The organism is Halomonas sp. HL-93 (genome assembly GCF_900086985.1).
GTDB lineage: Bacteria > Pseudomonadota > Gammaproteobacteria > Pseudomonadales > Halomonadaceae > Vreelandella.
The window spans coordinates 2161161-2186462 of the sequence record NZ_LT593974.1 but is presented as its reverse complement, the minus strand read 5'-3'; the positions used below and the strand labels follow the sequence as shown (position 1 = coordinate 2186462).

At 53.8% G+C, this 25302-nt stretch carries 30 protein-coding genes and 1 tRNA gene; 19 read left to right on the top strand and 12 right to left on the bottom strand.

Annotation, left to right across the window (positions count from 1 at the left end; genetic code table 11):
- Positions 1-2 precede the first annotated feature (2 nt).
- The 7 genes from GA0071314_RS10130 to GA0071314_RS10100 all read left to right on the top strand — a co-directional run bounded on the left by GA0071314_RS10130 (position 3) and on the right by GA0071314_RS10100 (position 5087).
- Positions 3-1025, top strand: a complete 1023-nt coding sequence (locus GA0071314_RS10130) for a zinc-binding alcohol dehydrogenase family protein (protein ID WP_156524106.1) — start codon at positions 3-5, stop codon at positions 1023-1025.
- Positions 974-2134 carry a hypothetical protein gene (locus GA0071314_RS10125; protein ID WP_082934234.1) on the top strand — a complete coding sequence of 387 codons (1161 nt, stop codon included), beginning with the start codon at positions 974-976 and terminating at the stop codon, positions 2132-2134. Before GA0071314_RS10130 ends, GA0071314_RS10125 begins: the two co-directional genes overlap by 52 nt.
- Positions 2135-2381: 247 nt before the next feature.
- Complete coding sequence (locus GA0071314_RS19895) at positions 2382-2753, top strand: UxaA family hydrolase (protein ID WP_269449408.1); 372 nt, start codon at positions 2382-2384, stop codon at positions 2751-2753.
- Complete coding sequence (locus GA0071314_RS19890; RefSeq protein ID WP_269449407.1) at positions 2750-2929, top strand: UxaA family hydrolase; 180 nt, start codon at positions 2750-2752, stop codon at positions 2927-2929. The genes GA0071314_RS19895 and GA0071314_RS19890 overlap by 4 nt, the downstream gene beginning before the upstream one ends.
- Complete coding sequence (locus GA0071314_RS10110; protein WP_082934233.1) at positions 2892-3284, top strand: L-rhamnose mutarotase; 393 nt, start codon at positions 2892-2894, stop codon at positions 3282-3284. Before GA0071314_RS19890 ends, GA0071314_RS10110 begins: the two co-directional genes overlap by 38 nt.
- Positions 3285-3294: 10 nt before the next feature.
- Positions 3295-4122, top strand: a complete 828-nt coding sequence (locus GA0071314_RS10105; protein WP_074396525.1) for an amidohydrolase family protein — start codon at positions 3295-3297, stop codon at positions 4120-4122.
- A gap of 35 nt (positions 4123-4157) precedes the next feature.
- Complete coding sequence (locus GA0071314_RS10100; protein WP_074396524.1) at positions 4158-5087, top strand: aldo/keto reductase; 930 nt, start codon at positions 4158-4160, stop codon at positions 5085-5087.
- A gap of 172 nt (positions 5088-5259) precedes the next feature.
- Here the strand turns inward: GA0071314_RS10100 and GA0071314_RS10095 are convergent, their stop codons facing one another.
- A complete protein-coding gene (locus tag GA0071314_RS10095; protein ID WP_074396523.1) occupies positions 5260-5628 on the bottom strand; it encodes a YbaN family protein in 369 nt (122 codons plus the stop codon).
- A 202-nt stretch (positions 5629-5830) separates the two neighbouring features.
- Between GA0071314_RS10095 and GA0071314_RS10090 the strand changes: the two genes are divergently transcribed.
- The 3 genes from GA0071314_RS10090 (at position 5831) to GA0071314_RS10080 (ending at position 7840) form a co-directional block, all read left to right on the top strand.
- Positions 5831-6607: a DUF3750 domain-containing protein gene (locus GA0071314_RS10090; RefSeq protein WP_074396522.1), complete on the top strand. Its 777-nt coding sequence runs from the start codon at positions 5831-5833 to the stop codon at positions 6605-6607.
- Positions 6608-6740: 133 nt separating this feature from the next.
- Positions 6741-7139: an antitoxin Xre-like helix-turn-helix domain-containing protein gene (locus GA0071314_RS10085; protein ID WP_074396521.1), complete on the top strand. Its 399-nt coding sequence runs from the start codon at positions 6741-6743 to the stop codon at positions 7137-7139.
- A 50-nt stretch (positions 7140-7189) separates the two neighbouring features.
- Entirely contained in the window at positions 7190-7840 is a 651-nt protein-coding gene (locus GA0071314_RS10080; RefSeq protein ID WP_231896438.1) for an RES family NAD+ phosphorylase, read from the top strand.
- 9 nt (positions 7841-7849) lie between these two features.
- Here GA0071314_RS10080 and mntR read toward each other — a convergent pair whose 3' ends face one another.
- Positions 7850-8326: a manganese-binding transcriptional regulator MntR gene (gene mntR / locus GA0071314_RS10075; protein ID WP_074396519.1), complete on the bottom strand. Its 477-nt coding sequence runs from the start codon at positions 8324-8326 to the stop codon at positions 7850-7852.
- Between the two features lie 161 nt (positions 8327-8487).
- Between mntR and GA0071314_RS10070 the strand changes: the two genes are divergently transcribed.
- From GA0071314_RS10070 to GA0071314_RS10060, 3 genes are read left to right on the top strand one after another with little or no spacing between them, the layout of a single operon-like run.
- A complete protein-coding gene (locus GA0071314_RS10070; RefSeq protein ID WP_074396518.1) occupies positions 8488-9405 on the top strand; it encodes a metal ABC transporter substrate-binding protein in 918 nt (305 codons plus the stop codon).
- Between the two features lie 6 nt (positions 9406-9411).
- Entirely contained in the window at positions 9412-10236 is an 825-nt protein-coding gene (locus GA0071314_RS10065) for a metal ABC transporter ATP-binding protein (protein ID WP_074396517.1), read from the top strand.
- 17 nt (positions 10237-10253) lie between these two features.
- Positions 10254-11177 (top strand): metal ABC transporter permease, encoded by a 924-nt coding sequence (locus tag GA0071314_RS10060; protein ID WP_074396516.1) that lies wholly within the window; start codon positions 10254-10256, stop codon positions 11175-11177.
- A gap of 17 nt (positions 11178-11194) precedes the next feature.
- Here the strand turns inward: GA0071314_RS10060 and GA0071314_RS10055 are convergent, their stop codons facing one another.
- The 4 genes from GA0071314_RS10055 to GA0071314_RS10040 form a co-directional block, all read right to left on the bottom strand.
- Positions 11195-11548 carry a P-II family nitrogen regulator gene (locus tag GA0071314_RS10055; RefSeq protein ID WP_074396515.1) on the bottom strand — a complete coding sequence of 118 codons (354 nt, stop codon included), beginning with the start codon at positions 11546-11548 and terminating at the stop codon, positions 11195-11197.
- Positions 11548-12354, bottom strand: a complete 807-nt coding sequence (locus GA0071314_RS10050; RefSeq protein WP_074396514.1) for a DUF1538 domain-containing protein — start codon at positions 12352-12354, stop codon at positions 11548-11550. Before GA0071314_RS10050 ends, GA0071314_RS10055 begins: the two co-directional genes overlap by 1 nt.
- Positions 12351-13118: a DUF1538 domain-containing protein gene (locus GA0071314_RS10045; RefSeq protein ID WP_172822100.1), complete on the bottom strand. Its 768-nt coding sequence runs from the start codon at positions 13116-13118 to the stop codon at positions 12351-12353. Before GA0071314_RS10045 ends, GA0071314_RS10050 begins: the two co-directional genes overlap by 4 nt.
- A 134-nt stretch (positions 13119-13252) precedes the next feature.
- Positions 13253-14656, bottom strand: coding sequence for a GntP family permease (locus GA0071314_RS10040; protein WP_074396512.1), 1404 nt, complete (start codon positions 14654-14656; stop codon positions 13253-13255).
- 217 nt (positions 14657-14873) lie between these two features.
- On the opposite strand from GA0071314_RS10040, the gene GA0071314_RS10035 reads away from it, so the two are divergent.
- The gene (locus GA0071314_RS10035; protein WP_074396511.1) at positions 14874-16220 is read left to right on the top strand and encodes a Na+/H+ antiporter family protein; all 1347 of its coding nucleotides are present in this window, start codon (positions 14874-14876) and stop codon (positions 16218-16220) included.
- Between the two features lie 110 nt (positions 16221-16330).
- Complete coding sequence (locus GA0071314_RS10030; protein WP_074396510.1) at positions 16331-17017, top strand: type 1 glutamine amidotransferase domain-containing protein; 687 nt, start codon at positions 16331-16333, stop codon at positions 17015-17017.
- Positions 17018-17137: 120 nt separating this feature from the next.
- On the opposite strand, the gene GA0071314_RS10025 is transcribed toward GA0071314_RS10030, so the two are convergent.
- From GA0071314_RS10025 to GA0071314_RS10010, 4 genes are all read right to left on the bottom strand, one after another.
- Entirely contained in the window at positions 17138-17872 is a 735-nt protein-coding gene (locus GA0071314_RS10025; RefSeq protein ID WP_074396509.1) for an RNA methyltransferase, read from the bottom strand.
- Between the two features lie 126 nt (positions 17873-17998).
- Positions 17999-19642: a chaperonin GroEL gene (groL, locus tag GA0071314_RS10020; RefSeq protein WP_074396508.1), complete on the bottom strand. Its 1644-nt coding sequence runs from the start codon at positions 19640-19642 to the stop codon at positions 17999-18001.
- Positions 19643-19703: 61 nt separating this feature from the next.
- Positions 19704-19997, bottom strand: coding sequence for a co-chaperone GroES (locus tag GA0071314_RS10015; RefSeq protein WP_027335617.1), 294 nt, complete (start codon positions 19995-19997; stop codon positions 19704-19706).
- Positions 19998-20232: 235 nt separating this feature from the next.
- On the bottom strand, positions 20233-20739 hold the full coding sequence (locus tag GA0071314_RS10010) for an FxsA family protein (protein ID WP_074396507.1): 507 nt from the start codon (positions 20737-20739) through the stop codon (positions 20233-20235).
- A 177-nt stretch (positions 20740-20916) separates the two neighbouring features.
- On the opposite strand from GA0071314_RS10010, the gene GA0071314_RS10005 reads away from it, so the two are divergent.
- Positions 20917-21678 (top strand): SDR family oxidoreductase, encoded by a 762-nt coding sequence (locus GA0071314_RS10005; protein ID WP_074396506.1) that lies wholly within the window; start codon positions 20917-20919, stop codon positions 21676-21678.
- A 54-nt stretch (positions 21679-21732) separates the two neighbouring features.
- Here GA0071314_RS10005 and GA0071314_RS10000 read toward each other — a convergent pair whose 3' ends face one another.
- Positions 21733-22365, bottom strand: a complete 633-nt coding sequence (locus GA0071314_RS10000) for a hypothetical protein (RefSeq protein WP_074396505.1) — start codon at positions 22363-22365, stop codon at positions 21733-21735.
- Positions 22366-22606: 241 nt separating this feature from the next.
- Positions 22607-22691: transfer RNA gene (locus GA0071314_RS09995), tRNA-Leu, on the bottom strand.
- Between the two features lie 76 nt (positions 22692-22767).
- Here GA0071314_RS09995 and GA0071314_RS09990 point away from each other — a divergent pair.
- From GA0071314_RS09990 to folE, 3 genes are all read left to right on the top strand, one after another.
- Entirely contained in the window at positions 22768-23475 is a 708-nt protein-coding gene (locus GA0071314_RS09990; protein ID WP_074396504.1) for a ComF family protein, read from the top strand.
- Positions 23476-23531: 56 nt separating this feature from the next.
- Positions 23532-24506, top strand: a complete 975-nt coding sequence (locus tag GA0071314_RS09985) for a serine/threonine protein kinase (RefSeq protein WP_074396503.1) — start codon at positions 23532-23534, stop codon at positions 24504-24506.
- A gap of 211 nt (positions 24507-24717) precedes the next feature.
- Positions 24718-25269: a GTP cyclohydrolase I FolE gene (gene folE, locus GA0071314_RS09980; protein WP_074396502.1), complete on the top strand. Its 552-nt coding sequence runs from the start codon at positions 24718-24720 to the stop codon at positions 25267-25269.
- The last annotated feature ends 33 nt before the right edge of the window (positions 25270-25302 follow it).

Below are 25302 nucleotides of genomic sequence, written 5' to 3'. Positions count from 1 at the left end.
ATATGATGAAACAGGTAACCTGTAAAAACCCCGGGGAAATGGTGTTCGACGAAACAGCCGAAAAGCCTTCCCCTGGAGCTTCCGAGGTACTGGTCGCCATTAAGCGCGTTGGTCTGTGTGGGACAGATATACATGCCTACGCAGGCAATCAACCTTACTTTCAATACCCTCGAGTGCTGGGACACGAGCTCGCCGGGGTCGTGGAATCTGTTGGGTCGGAGGTCACTACGATAAAGCCTGGCGCTCCCGTCTATGTCATACCATACATTGAATGTGGAAACTGCACAGCATGCCGACAGGGTCGTACCAACTGCTGCAAGAATATGAGTGTCCTTGGAGTCCACAAGGACGGTGGGATGTGTGAGTACCTTCCTGTTCCCGAGTCCCACGTCATCAGTGCAGAGGGTTTGGATCTCGATCAGTTGGCTCTGGTGGAGTGCATGGCGATTGGCGCTCATGCCGTCCGCCGAGCTGATGTCCAGCCCGGTTCGACCGCGTTGGTAGTCGGTGCCGGTCCTATTGGAATGGGCATCGTTCAATTCGCAAAAGCGCGTGGGGCCCGGGTTATCGTGGTGGATTCGAATCCTGACCGGTTGAAATTCTGTCAAGAAAACCTGGGCGCCGCCGCAGTTATTTCTGCCGATGAGGACGTTGCGTCAGAGCTAGACACGTTAACTAACGGTGATTTTCCGAATGTGGTCTTTGATGCGACGGGAAATCCAAAAGCCATGATGGCCGGATTCAATTGGACGGCTCATGCAGGGACATACGTCCTGGTTAGCATTGTCAAAGCTGATATTACGTTTAGCGACCCTGAATTCCACAAACGAGAGTTGTCACTGCTGAGTAGCCGAAATGCGACTCGTGAAGATTTTGAGCACGTCGTGCGTAATCTGCAGGAGGGTGTCGTCTTATCCACCGAAATGGTAACCCATCGCTGTGGTCTCGATGAGCTTCCAGAAGCGATGCCAAAATGGATCCAACCGACCAGCGGTATGATCAAGGCGATTGTGGAGATCAATTGATGCCCGCACCGCTTATCATGCAATTTGGCACCAGTCGCTTTTTACAGGCGCATGTCGACTACTTTGTTGCAAAGTCCATTGAAGCTGGACGGTCGTCAACGCCGATTGCCGTGGTGCAAACAACCTCGAATCCCTCGGGTAGAGCTCGGGTTGAAGCCTTCAATCAGATGGAACGCTATCCAGTCCGCATACAGGGAATAGAGTCGGGAGAAGCGATAGACCGAGTTGAATGGGTGGGCAGTGTTGAATGTGCGCTACAGGCCAGTCAATCCTGGGAACAAGTTGTCGAACTGTTCTGCCAACGTGTTACTCATGTAGTGTCCAACACGGCTGACAATGGGTATCAACTGGCAGAAAGTGATCACCCTGATGACCGACCTCCGTCCAGCTTCCCTGCCAAACTTGTTTCACTACTGTTTGCACGATTCTCGAGTACCGGTCAGGGCGTGACGATCATGCCTTGCGAGTTGATTGTAGACAACGGCCAGGTACTGAAAGGGACAATACTGTCCCTGGCAAGGGACTGGCGTCTTTCGGAGGCCTTTCTTGCCTGGTTGGATGAAGAATGCATTTGGGTGAACTCATTGGTAGACCGAATCGTCTCCAGTCCACTGGACCCAATTGGTGCCGTGACAGAACCCTACGCACTTTGGGCGATCGAAGACCAGCCTGGGCTTGTTGTCCCCTGTGTGCACAACGCAATCAGGGTGGTCAGCAATTTGGCACCTTTTGAATGGCTTAAGCTCGGAGTACTTAACCTTTCTCATACTTATATCGTAGAGCGTTGGCGGCAAGCGGATGCGTTGAATGTTGAGACCGTTTATCAGGCGATGAACCACAAGGCATTGCGCCGTGATCTGGAGGCTGTGCTGTCGGATGAAGTCATCCCCATCCTGCAATCAATGCAACTTGGCGAGGATGTAAAAGCTTATGTCGACGCCGTTCGCGAGCGGTTTTTAAACCCCTATCTCGAGCACAAACTGTCAGATATCGCGCAGAATCATGCGAACAAGGTGGAGCGTCGGATTCTCCCAGTATGGCAAGCGCGTTCTGGAGTAGATTGCCCCCGGTTAACGGCATGCTTGCGTCAACACCACCTGATCAAGTAGAGAAGAATGCCATGAAAACTTCCAATGTTTTGAAAGTACCCCGGATGATGACCTGATTGTTGCTCTGGTGATTTGACCAAGGGCCAGAAGGTCGATTTATCCGACCGGAGCGTGACCCTGACCGAAGACGTAAAGAGCAAGCACAAGTTTGCGATGAAGACTTTTGAAGGCTTGGCATATGCCAACCAACAACAAGGGAGGCCTGTTCCCTTATCGAAGTTGAAAATCGGCGTTGAATGCGGCGGTTTTGCGCGAGCGCTTCAAGCAGTTAATGCAGTCCTACGTGCGTCACGCGGCTGCAGTCGGTGCCAGTTTTGACATGAATCCATCACCTGGAAACATCCGGGACGGGTTGATAACGGATGCAATGAAATCAGCCGGCGCGGCAAGAAAAGGGGGTACTTCTCCAGTGGTTGATGTTCTGGATTACCCGCAGGTAGCCAGAACATCAGGTTTGAATCTGCTGTGTACGCCTGGCAACGATGTCGAATCAACGACGGCGCTTGCTGCGGCTGGTGCCAATGTGATTCTGTTCTCGACCGGCATGGGTGCACCGACCGGAAATCCAATTGTTCCTGTATTAAAGGTTTCAAGCAATAGCAAGGTGCCATGCGGATGAAGGACATCATCGATTTTGATGCCGGCCCCATCATCACCGGTGAGCGTGGGCTTCCAGAGTTGGCGGAAGAGCTCTTTAGTCTATGTGTGGATACTGGCTCAGGAGCTTATGTAAGCAAAGCACAATGTCTCGGTCAGGATGATTTTATTCCCTGGAAGCGCGGTGTTTCATTGTAGAGAGGTGTTCATGAAGACATACGTTCAATTATTGGATTTGAGGGACGATCCAAGTCTGATTGCAGAATACAAGCGTCTCCATCAATCGGTTTGGCCTGAAGTGATTCGATCACTCAGGGAAACGGGCGTCATTGACATGACCATATACTGTTATGGCAATCGCCTTGTCATGGTGCTCAAGACTGAGGACCACTATCAAATAGACGAAGCGTTTCAGCAGTACCTGAATTATGACCCCGCTTGCGCTGCGTGGGAGGAGAAAATGGACCTTTACCAAATGGGCCTGCCCGGAACGCCGGCGGGGCAAAAATGGGTACCCATGGAATCCTGTTTCGACCTATCCGACTATGCGTGAGGACTGAGAAATGCGTGTCGACGCTCATCATCATTTTTGGCGTTATAACCCAGCTGAGTACGACTGGATCTCGGATGAGATGTCGGTTATCCAGAAGGACTATTTGCCCGGCCATCTGATCGAAGAACTGCAGTCTACGCAGTTCGATGGTTCTGTTGTGGTTCAGGCCCGTCAAACTGCAGAGGAAACCCGCTGGCTTTTGGAACTGGCCCGAGAGCATCGCGTGATCAAAGGCGTTGTTGGATGGATAGACCTATTGGCTCCGGACCTCAGAGACATGCTGGACGACTATAAAACTGAAACAAAGTTGAAAGGCTTTCGGCATGTCCTGGAAGGGGAGCCAGATCCTGATTACATGTTACAAGAAAACTTCTGCCTCGGCGTGCAAACTCTGGCCGAATATGGCTATAGCTACGACCTTTTGGTTCGGTCAGATCAATTGCCTCAAACTGCCAGCCTGGTTCGCCAGCTCCCACCCATGCGGCTGGTAGTGGACCACATTGCAAAGCCAGACATCAAGCAACAGGAATGGCATGAGTGGTCTGAAGGACTGTCGTACCTGGCGTCATTTGACCATGTACATTGCAAGATTTCCGGCATGGTAACGGAAGCTGATTGGTACAAATGGAAGCCCACTGATTTTGAACCTTATCTGGAACATGTTTTTCAGGTTTTTGGACCGGAAAGAGTGATGTTCGGTTCGGACTGGCCAGTATGCCAGGTGGCAGGTAACTATCAGCAGGTTTACACATTGGTTTCGGATTTTGTAAGGCGTCGGTACCCCACACATGAAGCAGCGATATTCGGCTCTAACGCCGTAGCTTTTTATCGTTTATAGCCAATACCGAAAATAATTACAGGACATTGACTCATATGCAGTATTCACAGTTGGGTAATACCGGCCTTGAAGTGTCGAAGCTGGCCTATGGCGCTTCACCTTTGGGTGGGGTATTTGGGGATATCGACGAATCACAGGGAATACGAACGGTTCATTCCGCCCTGGATAAAGGCATCAACCTGATCGACTGCTCTCCATACTACGGCATGACAAAAGCTGAAGCCGTCCTTGGGAAAGCATTGAAGGGTATTGCTCGCGATCGATACATCTTGTCCACCAAAGCCGGTCGTTATGGGCCTGAGGTGGAAGACTTCGACATGTCCGAAAGACGAATTCGCAAGAGCCTGGATGAGAGTCTGGACCGCCTTGGCGTCAGTGAAATTGATCTCTTTTTTCTACATGATATTGAATTTGTCGACCTTGATATCGTTCTGAACGAAGCGTTACCTTGCCTGGAAAAGCTCAAAGAAGAAGGGCGGATTCGATATTACGGCATCACCGGCTACCCGATTGAGCCATTTCGTGAAGTTATCCGTCAGTTTGAGATTGATTGCATTCTGACCTATTGCCGCTACGCGTTGCACGATGTCAGCCTCGAGTCATTGCTGCCCGAGCTGGCTGAAAAGAAACTGGGTATTATCAATGCTTCACCGACTGGCATGGGCTTGTTGACACAAAGAGGCGCGCCCGGTTGGCACCCAGCAAGCGCAGGACTGAAAGAGCGTGCCAGACAGGCTGTTCAGTTTTGCCAGGAGCAGGGTGTGGATATTACTCAAGTTGCGTTGCAGTTCGCTGCGGGACATCCGGATATTCCTACGACGTTAGTGGGTACCGCCAACCCGGCATATATCGCTCAGAATATTGAATGGCTCAACCAGCCGCTGGACGCAGAGCTTGCTGCGTCATTAAGGTCAATTCTGGATGGCCCCGACAATGTCTGGCCATCCGGCCTGGCGGTTGATTGAGGGAGGTGAGTCATGACGAAAGAGACATTGTCCATCCCTCCAGCCGACGAAGATCGTTTTGATTGTGTGGCTCTGGAGGGGGTCACTTCAGGCAGTGACTCACTTCGCCTGCCTGTGGCTCAACAGGCTGTCTCTTCTGGCAATCGTTTAAGATTTCTCAAGTTCCGCCCATTTAGCTTTGTGCGTTAGGTCGCGTCACAATAAAGGTGGCAACGCCACAAAAGAAAACGGCCATTCCCGCCAGTAATAAGGGGCTTCCACCGCTTGCCCAAAGGGTAAACCAGCTGGTAACCAGTAAAAGTAATGCAATGATTTTAGCCCGTTTGGGGATTGCCCGCTGTTCGTGCCAAGCCTTTAGATAAGGGCCGTAGCGAGGGTGGTGGTATAACCAGTGGGCTAAACGAGGCGAACCCTTGGTGGCTGCCCACAAGGCCAGCAATAGAAACGGTGTGGTAGGCACAAGAGGTAAGACAATCCCCGCTACCCCCAGCCCGATGCACAGATAGGCTAGCCCGCACCAAGCTAACTGTGTCAGTCGCATTATGCCTCTGTGCCAGTATATTTAGCCCCTAGTATAAGTGACCCGTTCAGCATGGCAAATCCCACGCCAGCTTTGCTTGCTGCCGCTGAGTGGGTAACGCTTTAGCGTGTGAACCGCGTTTAGACCCATCGCTCGATTTGTACCTGACTCAGCGGTAATTTGGAAATCCGGCCATCATGGCTGTTAGCGACTAGAGGCTTCTATGAAAAAAACGCTCGCGTTGCTAGGGCGGTGGATAGCGGTGTCAATCTTGCTGCTGGGGGTGCTGTTGGCTGGGCCGGTATGGATGTTGGCCAGTGATCAGATCGTTACAGATGGGCATTGGTCGGCACTTGATCGCTCTTCAGCGGATATTGCTCCGTCGCCAGAGGATGTCTCGGAAGCGGTCGTTCAGGTTTACGCTGCCCGCGCGTATAACTGGCGGGGTGCTTTTGGCGTGCATATCTGGATCGCCACTAAATCGCAAAATGCTGACCACTACCGGTTGCACCAAGTATTGAGCTGGCGTCGACCCACGGTAGTATCGTCGACTGATACACCGGACCGCTCTTGGTTTGGCAACCCGCCGGAATTGCTGGCAGATTATCGCGGTGAGCAAGCCCAGCAGATGATTCCCCAAATTGCCGATGCTGCGTCACGTTTCCCTTATGCCGACCTGTACCGAGTCTGGCCTGGCCCTAACAGCAATAGTTTTATCGCCTGGATTGCGCGTGAAGTGCCAAGCCTTAAGGTGGCGCTGCCCGTTACTGCTGTTGGCAAAGATTACTTGTTTGATGGGGTGGTTGCGCCGGTACCGAGCGGTACGGGTTACCAGCTGTCTTTAGGAGGCGTCGTTGGGTTACTGGTTGCGTTGGAGGAGGGTATAGAGGTGAACATTTTGGGGCTTGGAGTGGGCATTGATGTAATGCGCCCAGCGTTAAAGCTACCTGGTATCGCTCGGTTGGGCATGCCAGCCAAGGTCATGGGAAATCGCCAGTAAACGGCAAAGCGTATTGCAAGGCTTGGTGACGAATTGCTGCCAGGATTACGCAGAGAAGGGAAAAATGATGTACTATGTCTGTAAATACATTAATTGCATTTTTGTTTTTACAGAATAGGTAATGAGCATGTCGATGCAAACGCTAACTGAACTGGCCTATAACAAATCTGCGGCGGCTGTTGGCTTGAAGGCGGCGGTGCGCATTTTGGACAAATGGCAGGCAACCGGCGAGCAAGGCGAGGCGATTTTGCGCGTATCGCACAGTACCTATGCCCGCGCTCGGCGCGGCGATTTGGCTGAGATCAAACTGGATAGCGACCAACTCACCCGGATCAGCTATTTGCTTAATATTCATGCGGCGTTACGCATGCTGTTCGAGAATCCAGATAATCTGTACGGGTTTGTCTCAATGGCCAATCACAACCCTTACTTTAATGGTCGCACGCCGCTTGAGGTGATTAGCAGCGGTGACTTTGCCGCGCTTTACGAAACGTTTAAGCGCATTGATAGCCTGCGAGGTGCTCAGTGGTAGCACCGAGTGATCTGCCAGCATGTGCCACAAACCAGGTGGAAAGCTACCGCTTGATCCACAGCAAGTTTCCGCCGATTGGGCTATTTGACGATGTGGCAGACGCTGACGAATTTGAGGCGTTATATACGCTTCAGGCGTTAACCAATCCACGCCTGCGCAATGAAGTAGGCGACCTGGGGCTTTTGCCCGTCGATGAAATACCTTTCGGCATTCGCGGCTGTTCTTATGCGACTGCGCCCTTTACCCACGTGAACCCCAATGGCTCGCGTTTTAGCGATGGCAGCTTTGGCGTGCTGTATGTCGCCGATTCCCTCTCCGCCGCGATTGCTGAAGTCAAATACCATCAGCAAGCATATTGGCAGAAGGTGCCATCGCTGCACTTTGAGCGCTTTGTTTTTAGAGGGTTGAAGTGTGTGTTCGATGAAGGCGGCTGCCGTGATGCATTGACGTTAGCGCGAACCCATGCCATTTATCATCCGGATGCTTACCACGCGTCTCGGGAGTTGGGCGGTGAATTGCGCCGTTCGGCCAGTGTCGGGCTGCGGTATCACTCGGTGCGTTATGAGGGTGCGATCTGCTGGGCGCTGATGACACCACAGTATGTAAGGGATGTGATTCAGACCACGCATCTGGAAATGATATGGAACGGTTCTATTGCTCAGGTTAACCGGCTTTCCGCGATACCCGTGCAGCAAAAATAGCGGCTTAGCTTATTTTTGCTGCTGCTTAGTGAAGCGCTGCATAATAGCGAGCGTTTCATCACTGACATGATGCTCCATGCCCTCGGCATCAATGCGTGCAGTGGTATCGCGAACTCCCAGGGCGCGCAAGAAATGCAGCACAATGTCATGGCGAGCCCGAGAGGTTTCGGCCATTTTTTGGCCTTCCACAGTCAAGAAAAGTGACCGATAGGGTCGGCTCGTCACCAGTCCCAGCTCATTTAAGCGTCGGATCATTTTTGACACGGTCGCCTGGCTAACCGCCATGCGGCTAGCGATGTCAGCCGCGCGTGCTTCGCCCCGATGGCGCAACAGGTCGCCAATCAATTCCACATAATCTTCGATAAGCTCGGTTTCGTGGGCGTTGCGCACGGTTTCGTACTGCTGCGCATGCTGCTCTACAGGCGGCAGTGCATCGCCACTCAGGCGTGAAGTAGGCGGCAACGGTTGGTGTTCGTGATCGCTCATATTGGCTATATAGGTTGGCTATCAGAGTGAGTAAAAACGTTGATTAGCATGGTAGCGTATTTTTTGGAATAATTGTTAGCCAAGGCTAAACTATTTGCATGATGCTTTTTAAGTGAGCTAAAGTTGTGTTTAACACGATCCTATCACAGTGGAGAGTCATTATGCGCCAACGAGATAAGAGGCTGACGTTCTGCATACCCCTGGTATTTACCGCAACCGTGGCCAGTGCTCAGGCGGATCAAGACGCGTCGCCTCTCAAGGTGGCTGTCACCTTTTCGGTATTGGGTGACCTGGTTGAGCAAGTGGCGGGGGATAGTGCCGAGGTATCTGTGCTGACCCCGATTAATGCCGAGGTACACGAGTGGGAGTTAACGCCTGACAACTTTGCCGCCCTGGAAGACGCTGATGTGGTGTTTTACAACGGCTATCAGCTAGAGCAATGGATGTCGCAAGTCAATGCCACGGTGGATGACGATACCCCTGTCGTGGCGGTGGCCGAGGCGTCGGGCTACCCGACTCAGACCATCGTCACCGGTGATATGGAAGGCGATGTCGATCCCCATCTGTGGATGGACCCGCGCGCGGCGGTAGCCTACGTGAAGGCGATTGCCGATCAGCTTGAAGACGCGCTACCTGACCAGGCAGACGACATTCAGCGCCGTGCTGAAAAGACTGAAGCATCACTCGATGATCTGCATGTTGAGCTACAAGAAACTCTTTCCTCAATACCTGAAGAGCGTCGTGTGCTGCTTTCCAGCGAAGCTGCGTTTCTTTACTTCGCCGATGCTTACGATTTCGAACACGATGGCATCTGGGGCACCAACGCTGAAACGGAAGGCTCACCGCGCCAGCTAATGCGGGTCATCGACATGATTAATGAGCGAAAGCCAGCCGCCTTGTTCTGGGAAAGCACCATTTCTGATCGACATGTCACCAGCGTGGCGAATGATACGAACCTGCCTGTGGCCGGCCCTCTGTATGTCGATTCGCTGAGCGAGCCCGATGGCGATGCGCCCGATTATTTCGCCATGCTGCGCCACAACGCTGAGCTTTTGCGTGATCATTTGGCAAGCGAGTAATCCGTCATGTCCCTAAACCCTGACACATCCACCGCCGCCATTGAGATTGAAGGTCTGTATGCGGCTTATCAGCGCAAGCCGGTGCTGGAAAATATCGACCTGGTGTTTCCGGCCGGTCAGTGGACCACCATTGTGGGTCCTAATGGAGCGGGTAAATCGACGCTTTTCCATGTACTGACAGGCAGTATGAAACCTTTGCGTGGCCGGGTTCATGCCTTCGGTCAGCCTATTGCCGAGCACCGCCGAGCAGGTCAGATTGCCTATATGGCCCAGCGAGAGGCCATCGAATGGGACTTTCCCGTGTCAGTGTGGGAGACAGTAATGGGCGGCCGCTTCGGCCATATGCGCCAGGATGCTTGGTGGCGGCGTTGTCTGCCCGCGCGCTGGTATCACCCACGTCACAGTGAGGCTGTGCGCAATGCATTGACCGCTGTTGACATGCTGGCGTTTTCGGACCGGCCAATTGGCGCGCTTTCCGGCGGGCAGAAAAAACGTGTACTGCTAGCGCGAGCCCTCGCTCAGCAGGCCAACATTTTGCTACTTGACGAACCGCTTGCCGGCGTTGACCCGCCCAGTGAAAAGCTCATTTTAGATGTTCTATGCCGCGAACGGCAGGCAGGTAGCACCATTATTATGGTGACGCACGATATGCCAAGCGCGCGCCGTTATGCTGATCATGTCGTGCTGATTAATCGAGTGATTCGTGGCGTGGGTCGCCCCGACGACATGCTTAGCGATACCAAGCTGGCGGCGCTAGCCGTCAGCGCTATTGACGCCTCGGCTGACGATAATGGATTAATATCCAGCTCACTTACCACCGCGATAGGTTAACCAGGAGGCGCTGGACCATGGAAGTGCTAGATACCTTAAGCTCCGCGCTGGTAAACGGTCTTATGAGTGCCCTCATGGTGGTGGTCAATCTACTGCCTGATACCTTGTCGGACGCCTTTCAGTACCGCTTTATGCAGCGCGCGCTGCTGACTTCGGTCATGGTGGGGGCGATTTGCGGACTGCTGTCGTGCTACGTGGTGCTCAAGCGCTGGTCGCTGCTGGGGGATGCCATCTCTCATGCGGTGCTGCCCGGCGTGGCGATTGCCTACCTGCTCGGCTGGCCGTTTTTTATCGGTGCGTTTATTACCGGCGCGCTGACCTCAATAGGCATCGGGGCTATTGAGCGCCATACACGCATTAAGTCGGATGCCGCGATGGGGCTGATGTTTACCGGCGCTTTTGCGTTGGGGATTGTGATCATCAGCAAAATTGCTTCTAGTACCCACTTGATGCACATCCTTTTCGGTAACGTGCTTGGCGTGCGTGAGTCGGCTTTGTTGCTAACCCTGGTGGCGAGCGTGATTGCTCTGGGGGTGGTATGGCTTTGCTTTCGGCCGCTGTTGCTCTACGCATTTGACCCGCAGCAGGCGCAGGCGCTGGGCTTCAATACCAGCGTGATTCACTACGGGCTGATTTTGTTGTTAACGCTGACCATCGTGGCAAGCCTTGAAACCGTGGGCATCATCCTGGTGGTGGCGATGCTGATAACGCCCGGGGCCACCGCCCACCTGCTCACCGATCGGTTTCGTACTATGATGCTGATTTCGGTTGCCGTGGGCGTGAGTTCAGCGGTGATCGGCCTGTGGCTTTCGGCTGCCTTGGATGTGGCGTCTGGTGGCACGATCGTGCTGGTGGCCACTGGTTGGTTCTTTCTCGCGTTGCTGTTTTCTCCAAGGCACGGGGTGTTGGCCCGCCAATGGCGACGTTGGCGAATGAACTAAGGCTATGTTAACGCGGGTTATTGGTTTTTTTGGCCCTTGGTATCGGAAAGGGCTTCTATTTGATGCTTCACCCCGACTGCCTCTTCTACATCCAGTTGAAATGCGATGCCGGTTCCCGGCGTTTCATCAAATTCGCCAACCCGGGCGATGGCTTCCAGGATATGTTGGCTCCGGTGCGCTTCGGCAAGGAATAGCAACATATCCCTTTGTGCGGTGATCTCCATGCCAAAGATACCCAGCGCTTTATTTAACCCTTCGCCGCGTGCGTTATTAATCACGGTAGAGCCGGTGGCACCTGCTTGCCGAGCGGCGTCAAGCAGAGTGTTGGTTAGGTCATCCTCGACCATTGCGACAATAAGTTTAAAGCGCATTACGGACCTCCTTTTGAGGCAGGCTGAGCCTTGCTAGGTGCAGAAGTGGCAGTTTTGAGCTTACGCTTGGCTTGCCATTCAGCAAGCTGGGCGTAGCCCATGACGGTGATAATTGGAAACAAGCAGGCCAGGGCAATCATGCCAAAACCGTCCATTACGGGGCTTCGGCCCGGAATGGTGGAGGCAAGCCCTAACCCTAAAGCAGCAATAATAGGAACAGTAATAGTTGAGGTTGTCACCCCACCAGAGTCATAGGCGAGGGGGATGATCGAGCGGGGTGAGCGAAGCGTTTGCACTATCACCAGCAGATAAGCGGTGCAGACGAACCACTGAAGTGGCCAGCCCATGACGATACGCCATGCGCCCAAAGTGATGCCAAAAGCCATGCCTATTGCGACGGCAATTCGCAGCATAAATGGGTTAATCGTTCCGCCCGAGATCTGACCGGCTTTCAAGGATACCGCGATAAGCGAGGGCTCCGCGATGGTCGTACTTGCGCCGATAGTGAAAGCGAAAATATACACCCAGTAATAATCGCTCCAATGGCGCTGATCGTCTTGCGCTAAAGTAGGTAAAAAATCGTGGTTGGTGAGCTGGGTCGCCATCAGTTCGCCCAGTGGAAACAACGCCTGCTCTAAACCCAACAGGAAAAAAGACAATCCCACCCACACCATCACAAATCCGGTGAGTACTTGGGCCAGGCGCTTTACGGGTTTGCGAATAACGACGTACTGAAAACCAAAAATAATGGCGGCAATGGGCAGAATATCCAGTAGCGTTCCCCATAAGGTCGCTATAAATGTCATGGGGTAACTCCTGGGAGTATATGAAGGCCAACAATACCGAATAACAATACAAAAATGATCGGCATTACCGAGGCGAGCGCAATAAGCCCAAAGCCATCCAGCATAGGGCTGCGACCTTTAATAGAAGAGGCGAGTCCAACGCCCAGGGCTGTCACTAACGGTACTGTAATGGTAGAGGTTGTAACGCCCCCCGAATCATACGCTATACCGATCATTTCGGCGGGCGCTAATAGAGTGAGAAGAAGCACGACCAGGTAGCCCGTAATAATCATTAAGTGAAGTGGCCAGCCCTTAAAAATCCGCAGCACGCCGACGACCACCGCCAGCCCAACTGAAGCAGCCACCACCATACGAAGGGTAAAGGCAAAAGTGCTTTGAGCACTGCGCGTGTCGATAATCAGCCCACCTTGCGCTACGACCTCTGCTGCGCGAGCGGCAATGGCGATCAAGGCCGGCTCTGCCACCGTGGAGCCAAACCCCAGGGCAAAGGCGAAAAGCAGCAGCCATGCGACCGATCCTTTTTTAACAAACGCATGGGCCAAGTTCTCGCCAATTGGAAAAAGCCCTAGTTCAAGCCCTTTAATAAACAATGTCAGGCCGACCACGACAAACAGCAGACCTAACGCTAAGTCGGCTAATGCCAAGGTGTCTGGAAGGGGCTGACGAATAACGACTAACTGAAAAAAAGCCATGACCAGCACGACGGGGGCTAAATCGCGCAAGCTATCTTTAAGTTGGCGGGCAAGCGATGCCACAAAATACATCAGCATTTCCGTGTTTCAAAGGAGGGACGAGGGAAGCTAGTGAATGAGTGTAGAGGAGTACGGCCTACAAAAACATGATTCTGCTCAATGTAAACCGTACTCAACATAAGAAAAGGTAGTGCCTAGCCCCGCTTTTAGAAGCTGCCGAACAGGGTGCCGAGGGTAATGACGCTTATCAGGGCGGCAATCGGCAACACGATGGTGACCATGGCCACGTGACCGTAGGACTGCCGATGGGTTAGCCCGCATATGGTCAGTAGCGTTATGACGGCCCCGGAATGCGGCAGGGTATCCATGCCGCCGGCAGAAATCGTGGCCACGCGGTGCATCAGTTCGGGGTCGATGCCGGCTTCCTGGGCCATCGTTAGGTATTCGCTGCCCAGTGTTTCCAGCGCAATGGATAAGCCACCGGAAGACGACCCCGTAATGCCCGCCAGTACGCTCATCGCCATGGCCTCGGAAATAAGCGGATTGCCTGGTGACACGTTAAGCACCGCATCGCGAATCAATGCAAAGCCGGCAAGGCTGGCAATTACCGCACCGTACCCGACCTCGGAGGCGGTGTTGAAAATCGGTAGCAGTGAGCCGAAGCAGCCGTTGTTCACCGTGCCTTTCAGGTTGGCCCAGCGTTTCCACTGGCTGATGATGAGCCAGGCCGATGCGCTCAGCAGGGCAATTAATATCGACCACAGGCCGGTTTGGCCACTTGGCGACACGTCTTCAAATTCATCGCTGATGAAGCTCAAGTCAAGTGACGGGAAGATGCCGTAAGTGAGAAGGGCATTCAGGCCAATCACCATAATCAAGGGAATCAGTGCGATGGCCATGTGCATCGAGGTGGCAGAGGCGTCAGTATTTTCGGTGTCAGTCTGTTCGGCTTCGCGTTCCGTATGCTGGCCATAACCTTCGCCTTTGGCGGCCGCCTGCTTCACCCGTGACTGCAGATAGATAGTGCCTAACCCAAGCATGATAAGCCCGGCGATAATCCCAAGGCCGGGTGCCGCGAAGCTATTGGTCTCAAAGTAGGGAATGGGAATGGCATTTTGAATTGCCGGTGTGCCGGGAAGGGCGGTCATCGTGAAGGTGAAAGAGCCCAGCGCAATAGCGCCTGGAATCAACCGCTTAGGCGCGTTGGCGCGACGAAACAGTTCACGGCTGATCGGGTAAATGGCGAATGCCACCACGAACAGCGACACCCCTCCGTAGGTAAGAATTGCGCAGGCGATCACCACCGTTAACACCACATGCTGGGTGCCCAGTTTATTGACAATGCCGTTGGCGATTGCCTGGGCCGCGCCGGAGTCTGCCATAAGCTGGCCAAACAGAGCGCCCAACAAAAACAGCGGGAAAAACTGAATAACATAATCACCCAGCGCTCCCATAAAGGTGTCGGTGTAAATAGGCAGTAAGAAGGCAACGTCACCAGAGAGCGTGACGGCGAGTGCGGCCATCAGAGGGGCTAGCAGTAAGACGCTAATCCCACGGTAAGCAAAGAAGATGAGCAGCATTAACGAAATAACGATAGCAAGTGTGCTCATGCGGGCTCCTGGGTAAAGTTTAATTTAGATAAACGCGAAGTAAGCGAACCGCGGATACTAGGCATTATGTTGCATGGCAGCAATAGGGGTGTGACTAAAGTGGTAGTGGCGTAAATAAGTGTTATATCAGGCAAAAGACGCCTCATGTAGGTGTTTTCTCTGATAAAATCCCGCGTTTTCTCGCTGACCACTTCATTGCTTTGCTTTAGGAAGATTGATGAACGCCGTAATTATTGCCGTACTTGTCATGGTCGCGCTCTCGCTAGCGCGGGTGTCGGTTGTGTTCGCCCTTATCGTGGGCGCGTTAGTTGGGGGGCTTGTGGGCGGGCTTTCAATGGATCAGACGCTTGAGGCCTTCAACGATGGGGTAGGCGGTGGCGCCCAGGTGGCGCTTGCATACGCGACGCTGGGGGCGTTCGCCGTGGCGATCTCCCGCTCTGGGCTTCCTGACATGCTGGCCAACGTATTGATCAGAATGCTTGGGAAAGAAACCCATGCGGCCAACCAAAATAGCGTGAAGTGGGTGTTGTTGGCCGCGGTCGTGCTGGTCGCGATTCTGTCCCAGAACGCGATCCCCGTGCATATCGCGTTTATCCCGGTGTTGATTCCACCTCTGCTGGTCGTCATGAACCGCTTACAGCTAGACCGTCGGGCGGTGGCCTGTGCGCTGACGTTCGGCTTGACGGCTCCTTACATGCTGCTTCCCGTTGGCTTTGGGGCGATCTTTCTCAACGATATTCTATTGGCCAATCTTAACAGTGCGGGGGAGCCGCTGGGACTGGAGATTACCCGCGACATGCTTCCCATGGCCATGGCGATACCCGTCGGCGGGATGCTGATGGGGTTGATCGTGGCGCTAAGCTTCAGCTATCGCGGCCGTCGTGATTATGCGGCCAAGCCGTTAGCGAACACGTCGGCAGGGCATTCAGCCACGCCCGCCAAGCCCCATATGCTTGGGCTGGTCATGTCGGGGGTTGCCATTGTCGCCGCCCTCGGGCTTCAGCTGTATAGCGGCTCGATGATACTGGGCGGTCTGGTGGGTATCGGCCTGCTGTCGCTGGGCGGTATCTTTAAATGGCGCGAGGCCGATGACTTGTTCACCAGCGGGATGCGCATGATGGCGCTTATTGGTTTTATCATGATTTCGGCGGCAGGCTTTGCGGAGGTCATGAAAACCACCGGCGATATCGACACACTCGTCTCCAGCGCTGTTGACCTGTTCGGTGATAATCGCGGCCTGGCCGCCCTGGTCATGTTGCTGGTTGGCTTGTTCATCACCCTGGGCATCGGCTCGTCGTTTTCGACGATTCCCATCATTGCCGCCATCTTTGTGCCGCTCGCCGTTCAGTTCGACTTCTCCCCCATGGCGACCGTGGTGCTGGTCGGTACCGCGGCGGCCTTGGGAGATGCGGGCTCGCCGGCATCCGACTCGACGCTTGGCCCAACCGCAGGGCTGAATGTGGATGGACAGCACGATCATATGTGGGACAGCGTGGTGCCGACCTTCCTGCACTACAACCTACCGCTGATCGGCTTCGGCTGGCTGGCGGCGATGACGCTTTAACCCTCCAGGGCGAGAAGGACAACTGGAATCGGCTTGCAACTCAGCGGATATGCCCCCACCTAGAAGAGTGTTAAGCGTAGTTTTGAACGCATCACGCTAGGAGAAGTTAGATGAGCAAACGTATTTTGGTGGTCCTGACGTCTCATGATCAGCTAGGTGATACCGGCGACAAGACCGGGTTTTGGCTGGAAGAACTCGCCGCCCCTTACTATGTGTTCAAAGACGCTGGCGCCGAGGTAACGCTGGCGTCGCCTAAAGGTGGCCAGCCGCCGCTAGACCCGAAAAGCGATGCTGAAGATAGCCAGACCGACGAAACGCGGCGCTTCAAGCAGGATGAACAGGCCAATGCTGAACTTGCCGCCACCCATCGCTTAAGTGATATGAGCGCTGATAATTTCGATGCGGTATTTTATCCGGGCGGCCATGGCCCGCTTTGGGATTTGGTCGATGATAAAGACTCTATCAAGCTGATCGAAACCTTTATCGCGCAAGGTAAGCCGGTGGCATCGGTCTGCCATGCGCCTATTGTGCTGGTCAATGCGAAAGACACGAATGGCGAACCGCTGGTGAAAGGTCGCGAAGTGACCGGCTTTACCAACGGTGAAGAAGATGCCGTCGGGCTGACGGATGTTGTGCCTCATCTAGTAGAAAACGCGCTTCAGAAGTGTGGCGGTATCTACAGCAAAGCCGACGACTTTACCCCTTATGTGCGTGAAGATGGCCAACTGATTACCGGCCAAAACCCACCTTCCTCTGCACCTACTGCCGAGGCATTGGTCGCATGGCTGACGCGTTAATTAGCCTTACCTTCAGTGTCAAAAACGGCGAGCATAGCTCGCCGTTTTTTATTGTGAGCTTGGTGGGGGATTGCCAGGCTGATGCCCTGATGATGGCCCCCGATGCCTGCTCGATCCGATTTACCGATCAGGCAGGTGGGACTCAAAGGCGCTTAGCAAGCCCCGCAGCAGGGACAGTTCTTTGCGACTTGGTTGGGCGCGGGTAAACAGCGCTTGCAGCTGTTCCTCGGTGCGCGCATGGGGCTGGGTGATAAAGCCGCTTTGCTGCATCAATCGACCCAAATGGTCTTGAAAGTGCATGAATTGCTCGCGGCTAGGTGGCGTGCTTTCAGCAGGCTGCTGATAGACATAGTCGCTGCCGTCGCGCTTACGCCACGCGCGATGCACCTCGTAGGCAAGGATCTGTACGGCTTGGGATAGGTTCAAAATGCCATAGTCTGGATTGGCGGGAATACTTACCTGATGCGTGCAACAGCGAATTTCATCGTTGGTTAACCCTGAACGCTCACGGCCAAACACGAGTGCTACCGGCGCATGCTGCGCGTTCTGGGTCACCGCCTGGGCCATGTCGTCGGGTTCTTCAAAATGTGGCAAGGGGAGGCTGCGCAGCCTTGCGCTGGCCCCGATAACCTGAACACAGTCACTCACTGCCTCGTCGAGCTGAGTGACCACCCGGGCGCTGTCGAGTACGTCGGTGGCGCCAGCGGCAAGGCGAGTGGCTTCCTCGTCGGGAAATTGACGCGGGTTGACCAGCACCAGGTTCGTCAAGCCCATGGTTTTCATGGCCCGGGCGGTGGCGCCAATATTGCCGGGATGAAAGGTTTGCACCAGCACAATGCGAATATTGGAAAGCACGGTGATAAGACAGCCTGAATAGCAATGGAAAACAGCGATTTTACCATGCTTTAACGACAAGAACCCCGCACAGGGCGGGGTTCTTGATGACGGCTAACCGTCAGAGCGATAAGGCTCGGGGGGCAATTACATCATGCCGCCCATACCACCCATTCCGCCCATGCCACCCATGTCTGGCGCGGCTTCTTTCTCTTCAGGGTCGTCGGCGATCATGCACTCGGTGGTGATCATCAGACCAGCAACAGAGCCCGCAGACTGCAGCGCGGAACGCGTTACCTTGGCCGGGTCAAGCACACCCATTTCAAACAGGTCGCCGAACTCACCGGTTTGCGCGTTGTAGCCGAAGTTGCCTTCAGCGTCTTTCACGCGGTTGATGATCACAGCCGGTTCTTCGCCAGCGTTGCTCACGATTTGACGCAGCGGCGACTGCAGGGCGCGGAGCGCCATGTTGATGCCGTGGTTCTGGTCTTCGTTATCACCCGTCAGACCCTGTACCTTGGCCATGACGCGAACCAGTGCGGTACCACCGCCAGGCACAACGCCTTCTTCAACGGCGGCGCGAGTCGAATGCAGCGCGTCTTCAACGCGGGCTTTCTTCTCTTTCATTTCAACTTCGGTGGCCGCACCGACACGGATAACCGCAACGCCGCCCGCCAGTTTGGCGACACGTTCTTGCAGCTTCTCTTTGTCGTAGTCAGAAGACGTATCTTCGATCTGAGTGCGAATCTGGTTAACACGTGCTTCGATGTCTGCCTCAACACCGGCGCCATCGATGATGGTGGTGTTTTCCTTGGTCATGGTCATGCGCTTGGCGGTACCCAGGTGATCCAGGTTCGCCTGCTCGAGGGTCAGACCGACTTCTTCAGAAATCACGGTGCCGTTGGTGAGGATCGCGATGTCCTGAAGCATGGCCTTGCGGCGATCGCCAAAGCCAGGCGCCTTGGTGGCCGCGACTTTAACAATACCGCGCATGTTGTTCACGACCAGTGTGGCCAACGCTTCGCCTTCGATGTCTTCGGCAACGATGGCAAGCGGCTTGCCTTGCTTGGCAACGGCTTCGAGGACCGGCAGCAGTTCGCGGATGTTGGAGATCTTCTTATCCACGAGCAAGATGTAAGGATCTTCCAGTTCAACGGACATGGTGTCCTGGTTGGTCACGAAGTAGGGCGACAGGTAGCCACGGTCGAACTGCATGCCTTCGACGACTTCCAGCTCGTCTTCGAAGCCGCGACCTTCATCAACGGTGATGACGCCTTCTTTACCCACTTTTTCCATCGCCTCGGCAATGATCTCGCCGATACGCTTGTCGCCATTGGCCGAGATAGTACCGACTTGGGCAATGGACTTGGTGTCGGTGCAGGGCACTGACATCGCCTGGATTTCTTTGACGGCTGCCGAGACGGCTTGGTCGATGCCGCGCTTGAGATCCATCGGGTTCATGCCGGCGGTCACGCCTTTCAGGCCTTCCGCAATGATGGCCTGGGCCAGAACTGTGGCGGTTGTGGTGCCGTCGCCCGCAACGTCAGACGTTTGCGAAGCGACTTCTTTAACCATCTGAGCGCCCATGTTCTCGAACTTGTCTTTCAGTTCGATTTCTTTGGCGACCGAGACGCCGTCTTTAGTGACGGTGGGCGCACCAAAGGATTTCTCAAGAACGACGTTGCGTCCTTTCGGGCCCAGGGTAACTTTTACTGCGTTGGCGAGAACGTCAACGCCACGCGCCATGCGCTTACGAGCATCATCGGAAAACTTGACTTGTTTAGCTGCCATGTTCGTTACTTCCTAATAAATTCAGAAAAATGGGAAAGTAAGTAAGCGGTCGAGGCGATGATCAGCCTTCGACAACTGCCAGAATATCGGCTTCGCTCATGATCAAGACTTCTTCGCCGTCGATTTTCTGTTTTTCAACGCCGAAGCCGTCTTTGAAAATCACACTGTCGCCAACTTTCACGTCGAGAGGGCGAACATCACCGCTTTCTAGAATGCGACCATTGCCTACGGCGAGAACTTCACCACGGGTAGGCTTTTCCTGCGCATTGCCCGGAAGCACGATGCCGCCAGCGGTTTTCTGCTCTTCTTCCACGCGACGGACGACGACGCGATCGTGCAAAGGACGGATATTCATGCTCACGTTCTCCTGAGTATCGTCAAAGCCCAAATCAGGGCGGTTAATGTTGATGGTTTTCGTGGGCAGAGCCCGCGAAAAATGAAGACAAGACGTCTTCGCTGTTAATGGCAACCACTTTATAGTGAAGCGGTTACCGAACTTGTGTGCTGCCTGAAAAATGGGGGCTGCGGATGACCTTTCAAGGGGGCGCTCATAAAAAAATCTTGAGGGCTTGTTTTTAGCCTCTCTGCCCTTATCGGCGATGTTTCGGCTCGTCTCGACTAATGAAGTCGCCTTCAATCGGGCCTTGTGGCTGCCCGGCGGATGATGCGCTCTCGTGCTGGTGATAGCGAGACTCGCTTTTTTGATAGGTATGTGACTCGTGATGCCCCGTCGAGCGCTGCACTGTGGCCTTAAGGCCGAGCGCTGTGAGCAGTTTAAATAGCAGGTGGCGCGCGTTTGGTATCAGGCACGCAAGACCGAGGGCATCGGACAGAAAGCCAGGTGCCATTAACAGAGCGCCGCCAAATATCAGCGCGGCCCCGGTAAACAGTTCGTTGGAAGGAATTTCGCCTGCCTGCATACGCTGGCGAGCACGGGCAAATGTCGCCACGCCTTCCTTACGAATGAGATGGAGCCCCACGATCCCCGTACCAATCACCAGTAGCAGGGTGGTTAACAAACCGATTTGGCTGCCAATTGAAAACAGGATGACAAAATCAAGCAACGTGAACAGGGAAACAAAAACCAAAATAGGCATAACAAACTCCGTTATAGGCGTCGCAGTAAATATGGTGACAGTCTGATTGAAAAACAAGCCGTGCTAAATAGTGTATGTAAGCCCAGTTGCGCCTTTGGGGGATTGCCGGGGGATAGTTTGCGTGTCAGTTTGAGCCGTTATGTGGATTAAATGAAAGGCTGATGAAAGGAGCGTTAAATGAAGCTGGATGGTCGGGTGATTGCAATAACCGGGGGCGCGCAAGGTTTAGGCTACGCCGTGGCGCTACGTTTAGGGCAGCAAGGGGCACGGCTGGCATTGCTGGATATTAGTGGTGAAGCATTGGATGATGCTGTCTCCAGGCTTGCCGGTCAGGGAATCGATGCGCAGGGGGTGATCGTCGATGTCGCCAATGAGGCGTCCGTTGCGCAGGCATTTGCCGAGATTGCCGATAGGCAAGGTCCGATTAGCGGGTGTGTCAATAACGCGGGCATTACCGACGATGCCTTAATGGTGAAAGCCAAAGAGGGCCAGGTAGAAACGCGTATGTCGCTGGCGGCGTGGCAACGGGTCATCGATATTAATCTGACAGGCGTATTTCTGTGTGGCCGCGAAGCAGCGACGCAAATGATTGAAGCCCATCACGAAGGCGTGATCGTTAATATTTCCAGTATCTCTAAAGCGGGGAATCCCGGGCAAAGCAATTACGCGGCCGCCAAGGCCGGAGTGCATGCATTAACGGTCACCTGGGCGAATGAACTGGCACGATACGGCATTCGAACGGGAACGGTAGCGCCGGGCTTCATCGATACCGAAATGACTGCCTCCATGCGCCCGGATATGCTGGAACGTATTGCGTCGAAGGTGCCGCTCAAACGCCTGGGTGAGCCGGATAATATTGCCCAGAGTGTGGCCTTTGTGATTGAAAATGATTACTTCTCGGGGCGTATCATCGAGTGCGATGGCGGATTACGACTCTAACTGAATGGTGCAGCACTGGCCGTGGCGTATTAGCGCGGCCTTTTTAGCAGCTGCTTAGCGCGATTCCAGGTTGTCGATATCTTCCGCCCAACGCTTCACTTTACGTCGCTGAAGGCGACTGTTAAGACGCCTGGTATCCACACTGACGGGGATTAATGCGGGCTTGGAGGTCGATGGATCCCTCAAATAAAAAGTGCGTGAAGCCCCGATGGGCCGATCCTCCGAGCCATAGATCGCAATCACGCGCAGTTCTAACTGCAGATTGGGCTGTTCAAAGATGTTGTTATCCAATTGCCAGGTGGCGCGGATCTGCTCGGCGATGTCAGCGAAACGCTGCATATGTAGGTAATCGCCGGAGGCTAGAGGCCCCTGATGGCTTCTGATGGACTTTTCTTGCTGTTTGTCTTCTTTTTCTTCCTGATACTCGGCAACGTCGACCTGATAGCTGCGTTGTTCAGTGTGGAGTATCGCCACTACATGCTGGATATAGATGGATTCGCTACTCATATTGCTGATTAAACACAGCGCGTTCTGCCCGGTGCCGAGGCCCCGGTTGATAATCACGCGAGGCCGTCGCTGGCGTACATAGCCGTTATATAACAACTGCGCGTAAAAGAACCAAACGCCGAGCGTTAGGATGCTTGTGATAGCGGAAATTGCCTGTGCATTGTCGTTTAGCCATTCCATGGAAGCATTCCTTAGCCTGTTGGATTATTGGGTGCTTAAGAGATAGAAGAAAAGCTAGCCCAATACGCTGAAGATGCCAGTGGGAGAATAACTCTTGCCTTATAAATATAAGAAAAAATGCATATAATGGGCGCGCATTAGCTCAGACAGTATTAATCAAATAACGTTAGGCAATAGCAGAGGCATGCAAGGGGGAGCAATACGGGATTAGCAGGAGAAGGGGTATACGATAAATCTGAATTGGTGCGGATGGGGAGACTTGAACTCCCACGCCTTACGGCACTAGAACCTAAATCTAGCGTGTCTACCAATTCCACCACATCCGCGGAACGAGGCGTATACTATCAGCGTTTTATATAAAGTCAATCATAAAGTGTTTGATTCGCTTGCGAGGGAGCGCCCATGTTGTGGAAACGCTGGATAGCAGGAAGCAGTGATATCGTGAAGCGCGCGCTACCCGGCTATTGCGCGTTTTGTTTGGCACCGCTTGAGGGGCACGCAAGCTGGTGCTCTGCCTGTTATGAACAGCTGCCCTGGAATCAACCGGCCTGCCCGCGCTGTGGTGACGAGCTAGCCGGGGATCATCAAACCTGGTGCGGCCATTGCCTAAGTAAGCGTCCTGCATTTGAGGCGGCCCATGTGGCTTTGCGTTATCAGTTTCCCATCAATGCGCTGGTGCGCGATTTTAAATTTGACGCCAAGCCTAGGGCGGGCATGTTGCTGTGTGAGCTGATGCTGGCAAGCCTTCCATCGCCCCCGTTTGATGCAATACTGCCCGTACCCATGACGCCCGAGCGTGCCCGCGACCGCGGGTTTAACCAGGCGCGCTGGCTTGCCGCTGAATTAGGGCGGCGCAGCGGTGTGCCAATGTTTGAGGTCGAGCGAACCAAACAAGGGCCTTCGCAACGTCGCTTGAACCGGCAGGCGCGTTTTGCCAACCTGGCGGGCGCTTTTGTGGTCAACTCACCACCGCCAGCTTATGTTGGAATCGTTGACGATGTTGTTACGACAGGGGCGACGGCCCATGCGCTAGCACTGGCATTGCGGCGTGCAGGTGCTCGTCGCGTGGATATTTGGGCGGCCGCGCGCACGCCGCTTGTGCTCGATTAATCGTTAGCTCCTCGCTCTCTTCTTTATTTTCTTTTTTGACTGTCTCTGGAGTCATCATGACGCATGCTTTTCGCTCACTCTCTCCCGGCCTTGTGATGTCGGCGGTTGAGTCGTTGGATATATGGCCAACGTCGGAACCGTTTGCATTAAACAGCTATGAGAACCGAGTAATGATGTTCCGCGATGACCAAGGGGAGCAGTGGATCATCAAGTTCTATCGTCCAGAGCGCTGGCAAGACGCGACTATTCAGGAGGAGCACGACTTTCTTTCTGAGCTTAGCCAAGCGGGGGTGCCGGTAGCTGCTGTTTGGCGTGATGCCAGTGGTCGGAGTCAGCACCATTACGAAGGGTTTCGCTTCACGCTGTTTCACCATTGTCCGGGCCAGGCGCCCGAACTAGACAATGATGCTCATCTGTTTGCTTTGGGTGAGTTGATGGGCCAACTGCACGATGTTTCAAGCAAAGCAACGTTTGCCCACCGTCCGCGTTTGGTATTGGTGGACGGGGTGCTAAACTCCCAGCAGCGGGTGTTGGATAGTCAGCGCTTGGATCGTCATCAGCGGCGAGGTTATGAAAGTGTTATCACCCGTATGCTGGAAGCGCTTGCGCCCCACCAGTGGGAGGATGATGTGATGATACGCTGTCATGGTGATTGTCATTTGGGCAACATTTTGGGGCGTGATGAGCACTTTTCGCTAGTCGATTTTGATGATTGCTTAATGGCCCCGGCAATTCAGGATATCTGGATGTTGCTGTCGGCAAATGAGCCTGAGGAATGGCGACGCCAGATGAGTGAGATTGTAGAAGGGTACGAAGAAAGCCGGCCTTTCCCTCACCAGCAAGTTGCACTGATTGAACCGCTTCGCGCCTATCGGCTAATTCGGCATAGCGCATGGCTGGTGTCCCGCTGGGAAGATCCCGCATTTCAACGGGCGTTTCCCTGGGTCGCCGATAAAGGCTACTGGGATCAGCATATTCGTCAGCTTGAGCAGCAGTTGATGATGCTTAAATCCCCCCGATGGTTTGCGTAACGCATGGTGATATTGGGGTAGGGTGCGGTAAAATGCGTTTTTTTCGATCTCAATCGATTAAAATATTGTACATGACTTCTATAAATTATATTAATTGTACATTAATGTCTGCGCTGCGTGATGCTACGTAGATCTAGCGGGCAGTAGTCAGCTCTATTTGGCGCGTCAGGGGTTTCCTCAGCGCGTTCGAAACCTTTCGACGAGGCTTACCATGACGGATGATATCGCCCACCACTATCGACATATCATTAGCGCACTGGGAGAGAATCCCGAGCGTGGGGGACTAAAAGATACGCCGATGCGCGCAGCGAAAGCGATGCAGTTTTTAACGGCGGGCTATCATCAGTCGCTAGAGGAAATTATTAACGGTGCCGTATTTGAGTCACAAACCGACGAAATGGTGCTGGTTAAAGATATCGAGCTGTACTCAATGTGTGAACATCACCTGCTCCCGTTTATTGGTAAATGCCATATTGCTTATTTGCCGAGTGGAAATGTGCTGGGGCTTTCCAAATTTGCCCGGATCGTCGATATGTACGCTCGTCGTATGCAGATTCAGGAGAATTTGACCCGCGAAATCGCCGAGGCGGTGCAGCAGGTTACTCAAGCGCGAGGCGTGGCGGTGGTTATTGAGGCGCGTCACCTTTGCATGATGATGCGGGGCGTGGAGAAACAAAATTCCAGTATGACATCTTCCGTAATGTTGGGCGCTTTCCGTGCTAATCAAGCGACGCGTCAGGAGTTTTTAACGCTGGTCAGCTAAACCAGACGTTATATGATGGGCCAGTACGGTTGG

Excerpts from the sequence above, each read along its gene's own strand:
- GA0071314_RS09990 (WP_074396504.1), top strand. The coding sequence starts at position 22,768 with ATGTTGTGGAAACGCTGGATAGCAGGAAGCAGTGATATCGTGAAGCGC.
- folE (WP_074396502.1), top strand. The coding sequence starts at position 24,718 with ATGACGGATGATATCGCCCACCACTATCGACATATCATTAGCGCACTG.
- GA0071314_RS10090 (WP_074396522.1), top strand. The coding sequence starts at position 5,831 with ATGAAAAAAACGCTCGCGTTGCTAGGGCGGTGGATAGCGGTGTCAATC.
- GA0071314_RS10045 (WP_172822100.1), bottom strand. The coding sequence starts at position 13,118 with ATGTATTTTGTGGCATCGCTTGCCCGCCAACTTAAAGATAGCTTGCGC.
- GA0071314_RS10050 (WP_074396514.1), bottom strand. The coding sequence starts at position 12,354 with ATGACATTTATAGCGACCTTATGGGGAACGCTACTGGATATTCTGCCC.
- GA0071314_RS10055 (WP_074396515.1), bottom strand. The coding sequence starts at position 11,548 with ATGCGCTTTAAACTTATTGTCGCAATGGTCGAGGATGACCTAACCAAC.
- GA0071314_RS10095 (WP_074396523.1), bottom strand. The coding sequence starts at position 5,628 with ATGCGACTGACACAGTTAGCTTGGTGCGGGCTAGCCTATCTGTGCATC.
- GA0071314_RS10105 (WP_074396525.1), top strand. The coding sequence starts at position 3,295 with ATGCGTGTCGACGCTCATCATCATTTTTGGCGTTATAACCCAGCTGAG.
- GA0071314_RS10010 (WP_074396507.1), bottom strand. The coding sequence starts at position 20,739 with ATGCCTATTTTGGTTTTTGTTTCCCTGTTCACGTTGCTTGATTTTGTC.
- GA0071314_RS19890 (WP_269449407.1), top strand. The coding sequence starts at position 2,750 with ATGAAGGACATCATCGATTTTGATGCCGGCCCCATCATCACCGGTGAG.
- GA0071314_RS10000 (WP_074396505.1), bottom strand. The coding sequence starts at position 22,365 with ATGGAATGGCTAAACGACAATGCACAGGCAATTTCCGCTATCACAAGC.
- GA0071314_RS09985 (WP_074396503.1), top strand. The coding sequence starts at position 23,532 with ATGACGCATGCTTTTCGCTCACTCTCTCCCGGCCTTGTGATGTCGGCG.
- GA0071314_RS10125 (WP_082934234.1), top strand. The coding sequence starts at position 974 with ATGGATCCAACCGACCAGCGGTATGATCAAGGCGATTGTGGAGATCAA.
- groL (WP_074396508.1), bottom strand. The coding sequence starts at position 19,642 with ATGGCAGCTAAACAAGTCAAGTTTTCCGATGATGCTCGTAAGCGCATG.
- GA0071314_RS10015 (WP_027335617.1), bottom strand. The coding sequence starts at position 19,997 with ATGAATATCCGTCCTTTGCACGATCGCGTCGTCGTCCGTCGCGTGGAA.
- GA0071314_RS10110 (WP_082934233.1), top strand. The coding sequence starts at position 2,892 with ATGATTTTATTCCCTGGAAGCGCGGTGTTTCATTGTAGAGAGGTGTTC.
- GA0071314_RS10040 (WP_074396512.1), bottom strand. The coding sequence starts at position 14,656 with ATGAGCACACTTGCTATCGTTATTTCGTTAATGCTGCTCATCTTCTTT.
- GA0071314_RS10085 (WP_074396521.1), top strand. The coding sequence starts at position 6,741 with ATGCAAACGCTAACTGAACTGGCCTATAACAAATCTGCGGCGGCTGTT.
- GA0071314_RS10100 (WP_074396524.1), top strand. The coding sequence starts at position 4,158 with ATGCAGTATTCACAGTTGGGTAATACCGGCCTTGAAGTGTCGAAGCTG.
- mntR (WP_074396519.1), bottom strand. The coding sequence starts at position 8,326 with ATGAGCGATCACGAACACCAACCGTTGCCGCCTACTTCACGCCTGAGT.
- GA0071314_RS10070 (WP_074396518.1), top strand. The coding sequence starts at position 8,488 with ATGCGCCAACGAGATAAGAGGCTGACGTTCTGCATACCCCTGGTATTT.
- GA0071314_RS10030 (WP_074396510.1), top strand. The coding sequence starts at position 16,331 with ATGAGCAAACGTATTTTGGTGGTCCTGACGTCTCATGATCAGCTAGGT.
- GA0071314_RS10035 (WP_074396511.1), top strand. The coding sequence starts at position 14,874 with ATGAACGCCGTAATTATTGCCGTACTTGTCATGGTCGCGCTCTCGCTA.
- GA0071314_RS10005 (WP_074396506.1), top strand. The coding sequence starts at position 20,917 with ATGAAGCTGGATGGTCGGGTGATTGCAATAACCGGGGGCGCGCAAGGT.
- GA0071314_RS10130 (WP_156524106.1), top strand. The coding sequence starts at position 3 with ATGATGAAACAGGTAACCTGTAAAAACCCCGGGGAAATGGTGTTCGAC.
- GA0071314_RS10060 (WP_074396516.1), top strand. The coding sequence starts at position 10,254 with ATGGAAGTGCTAGATACCTTAAGCTCCGCGCTGGTAAACGGTCTTATG.
- GA0071314_RS10065 (WP_074396517.1), top strand. The coding sequence starts at position 9,412 with ATGTCCCTAAACCCTGACACATCCACCGCCGCCATTGAGATTGAAGGT.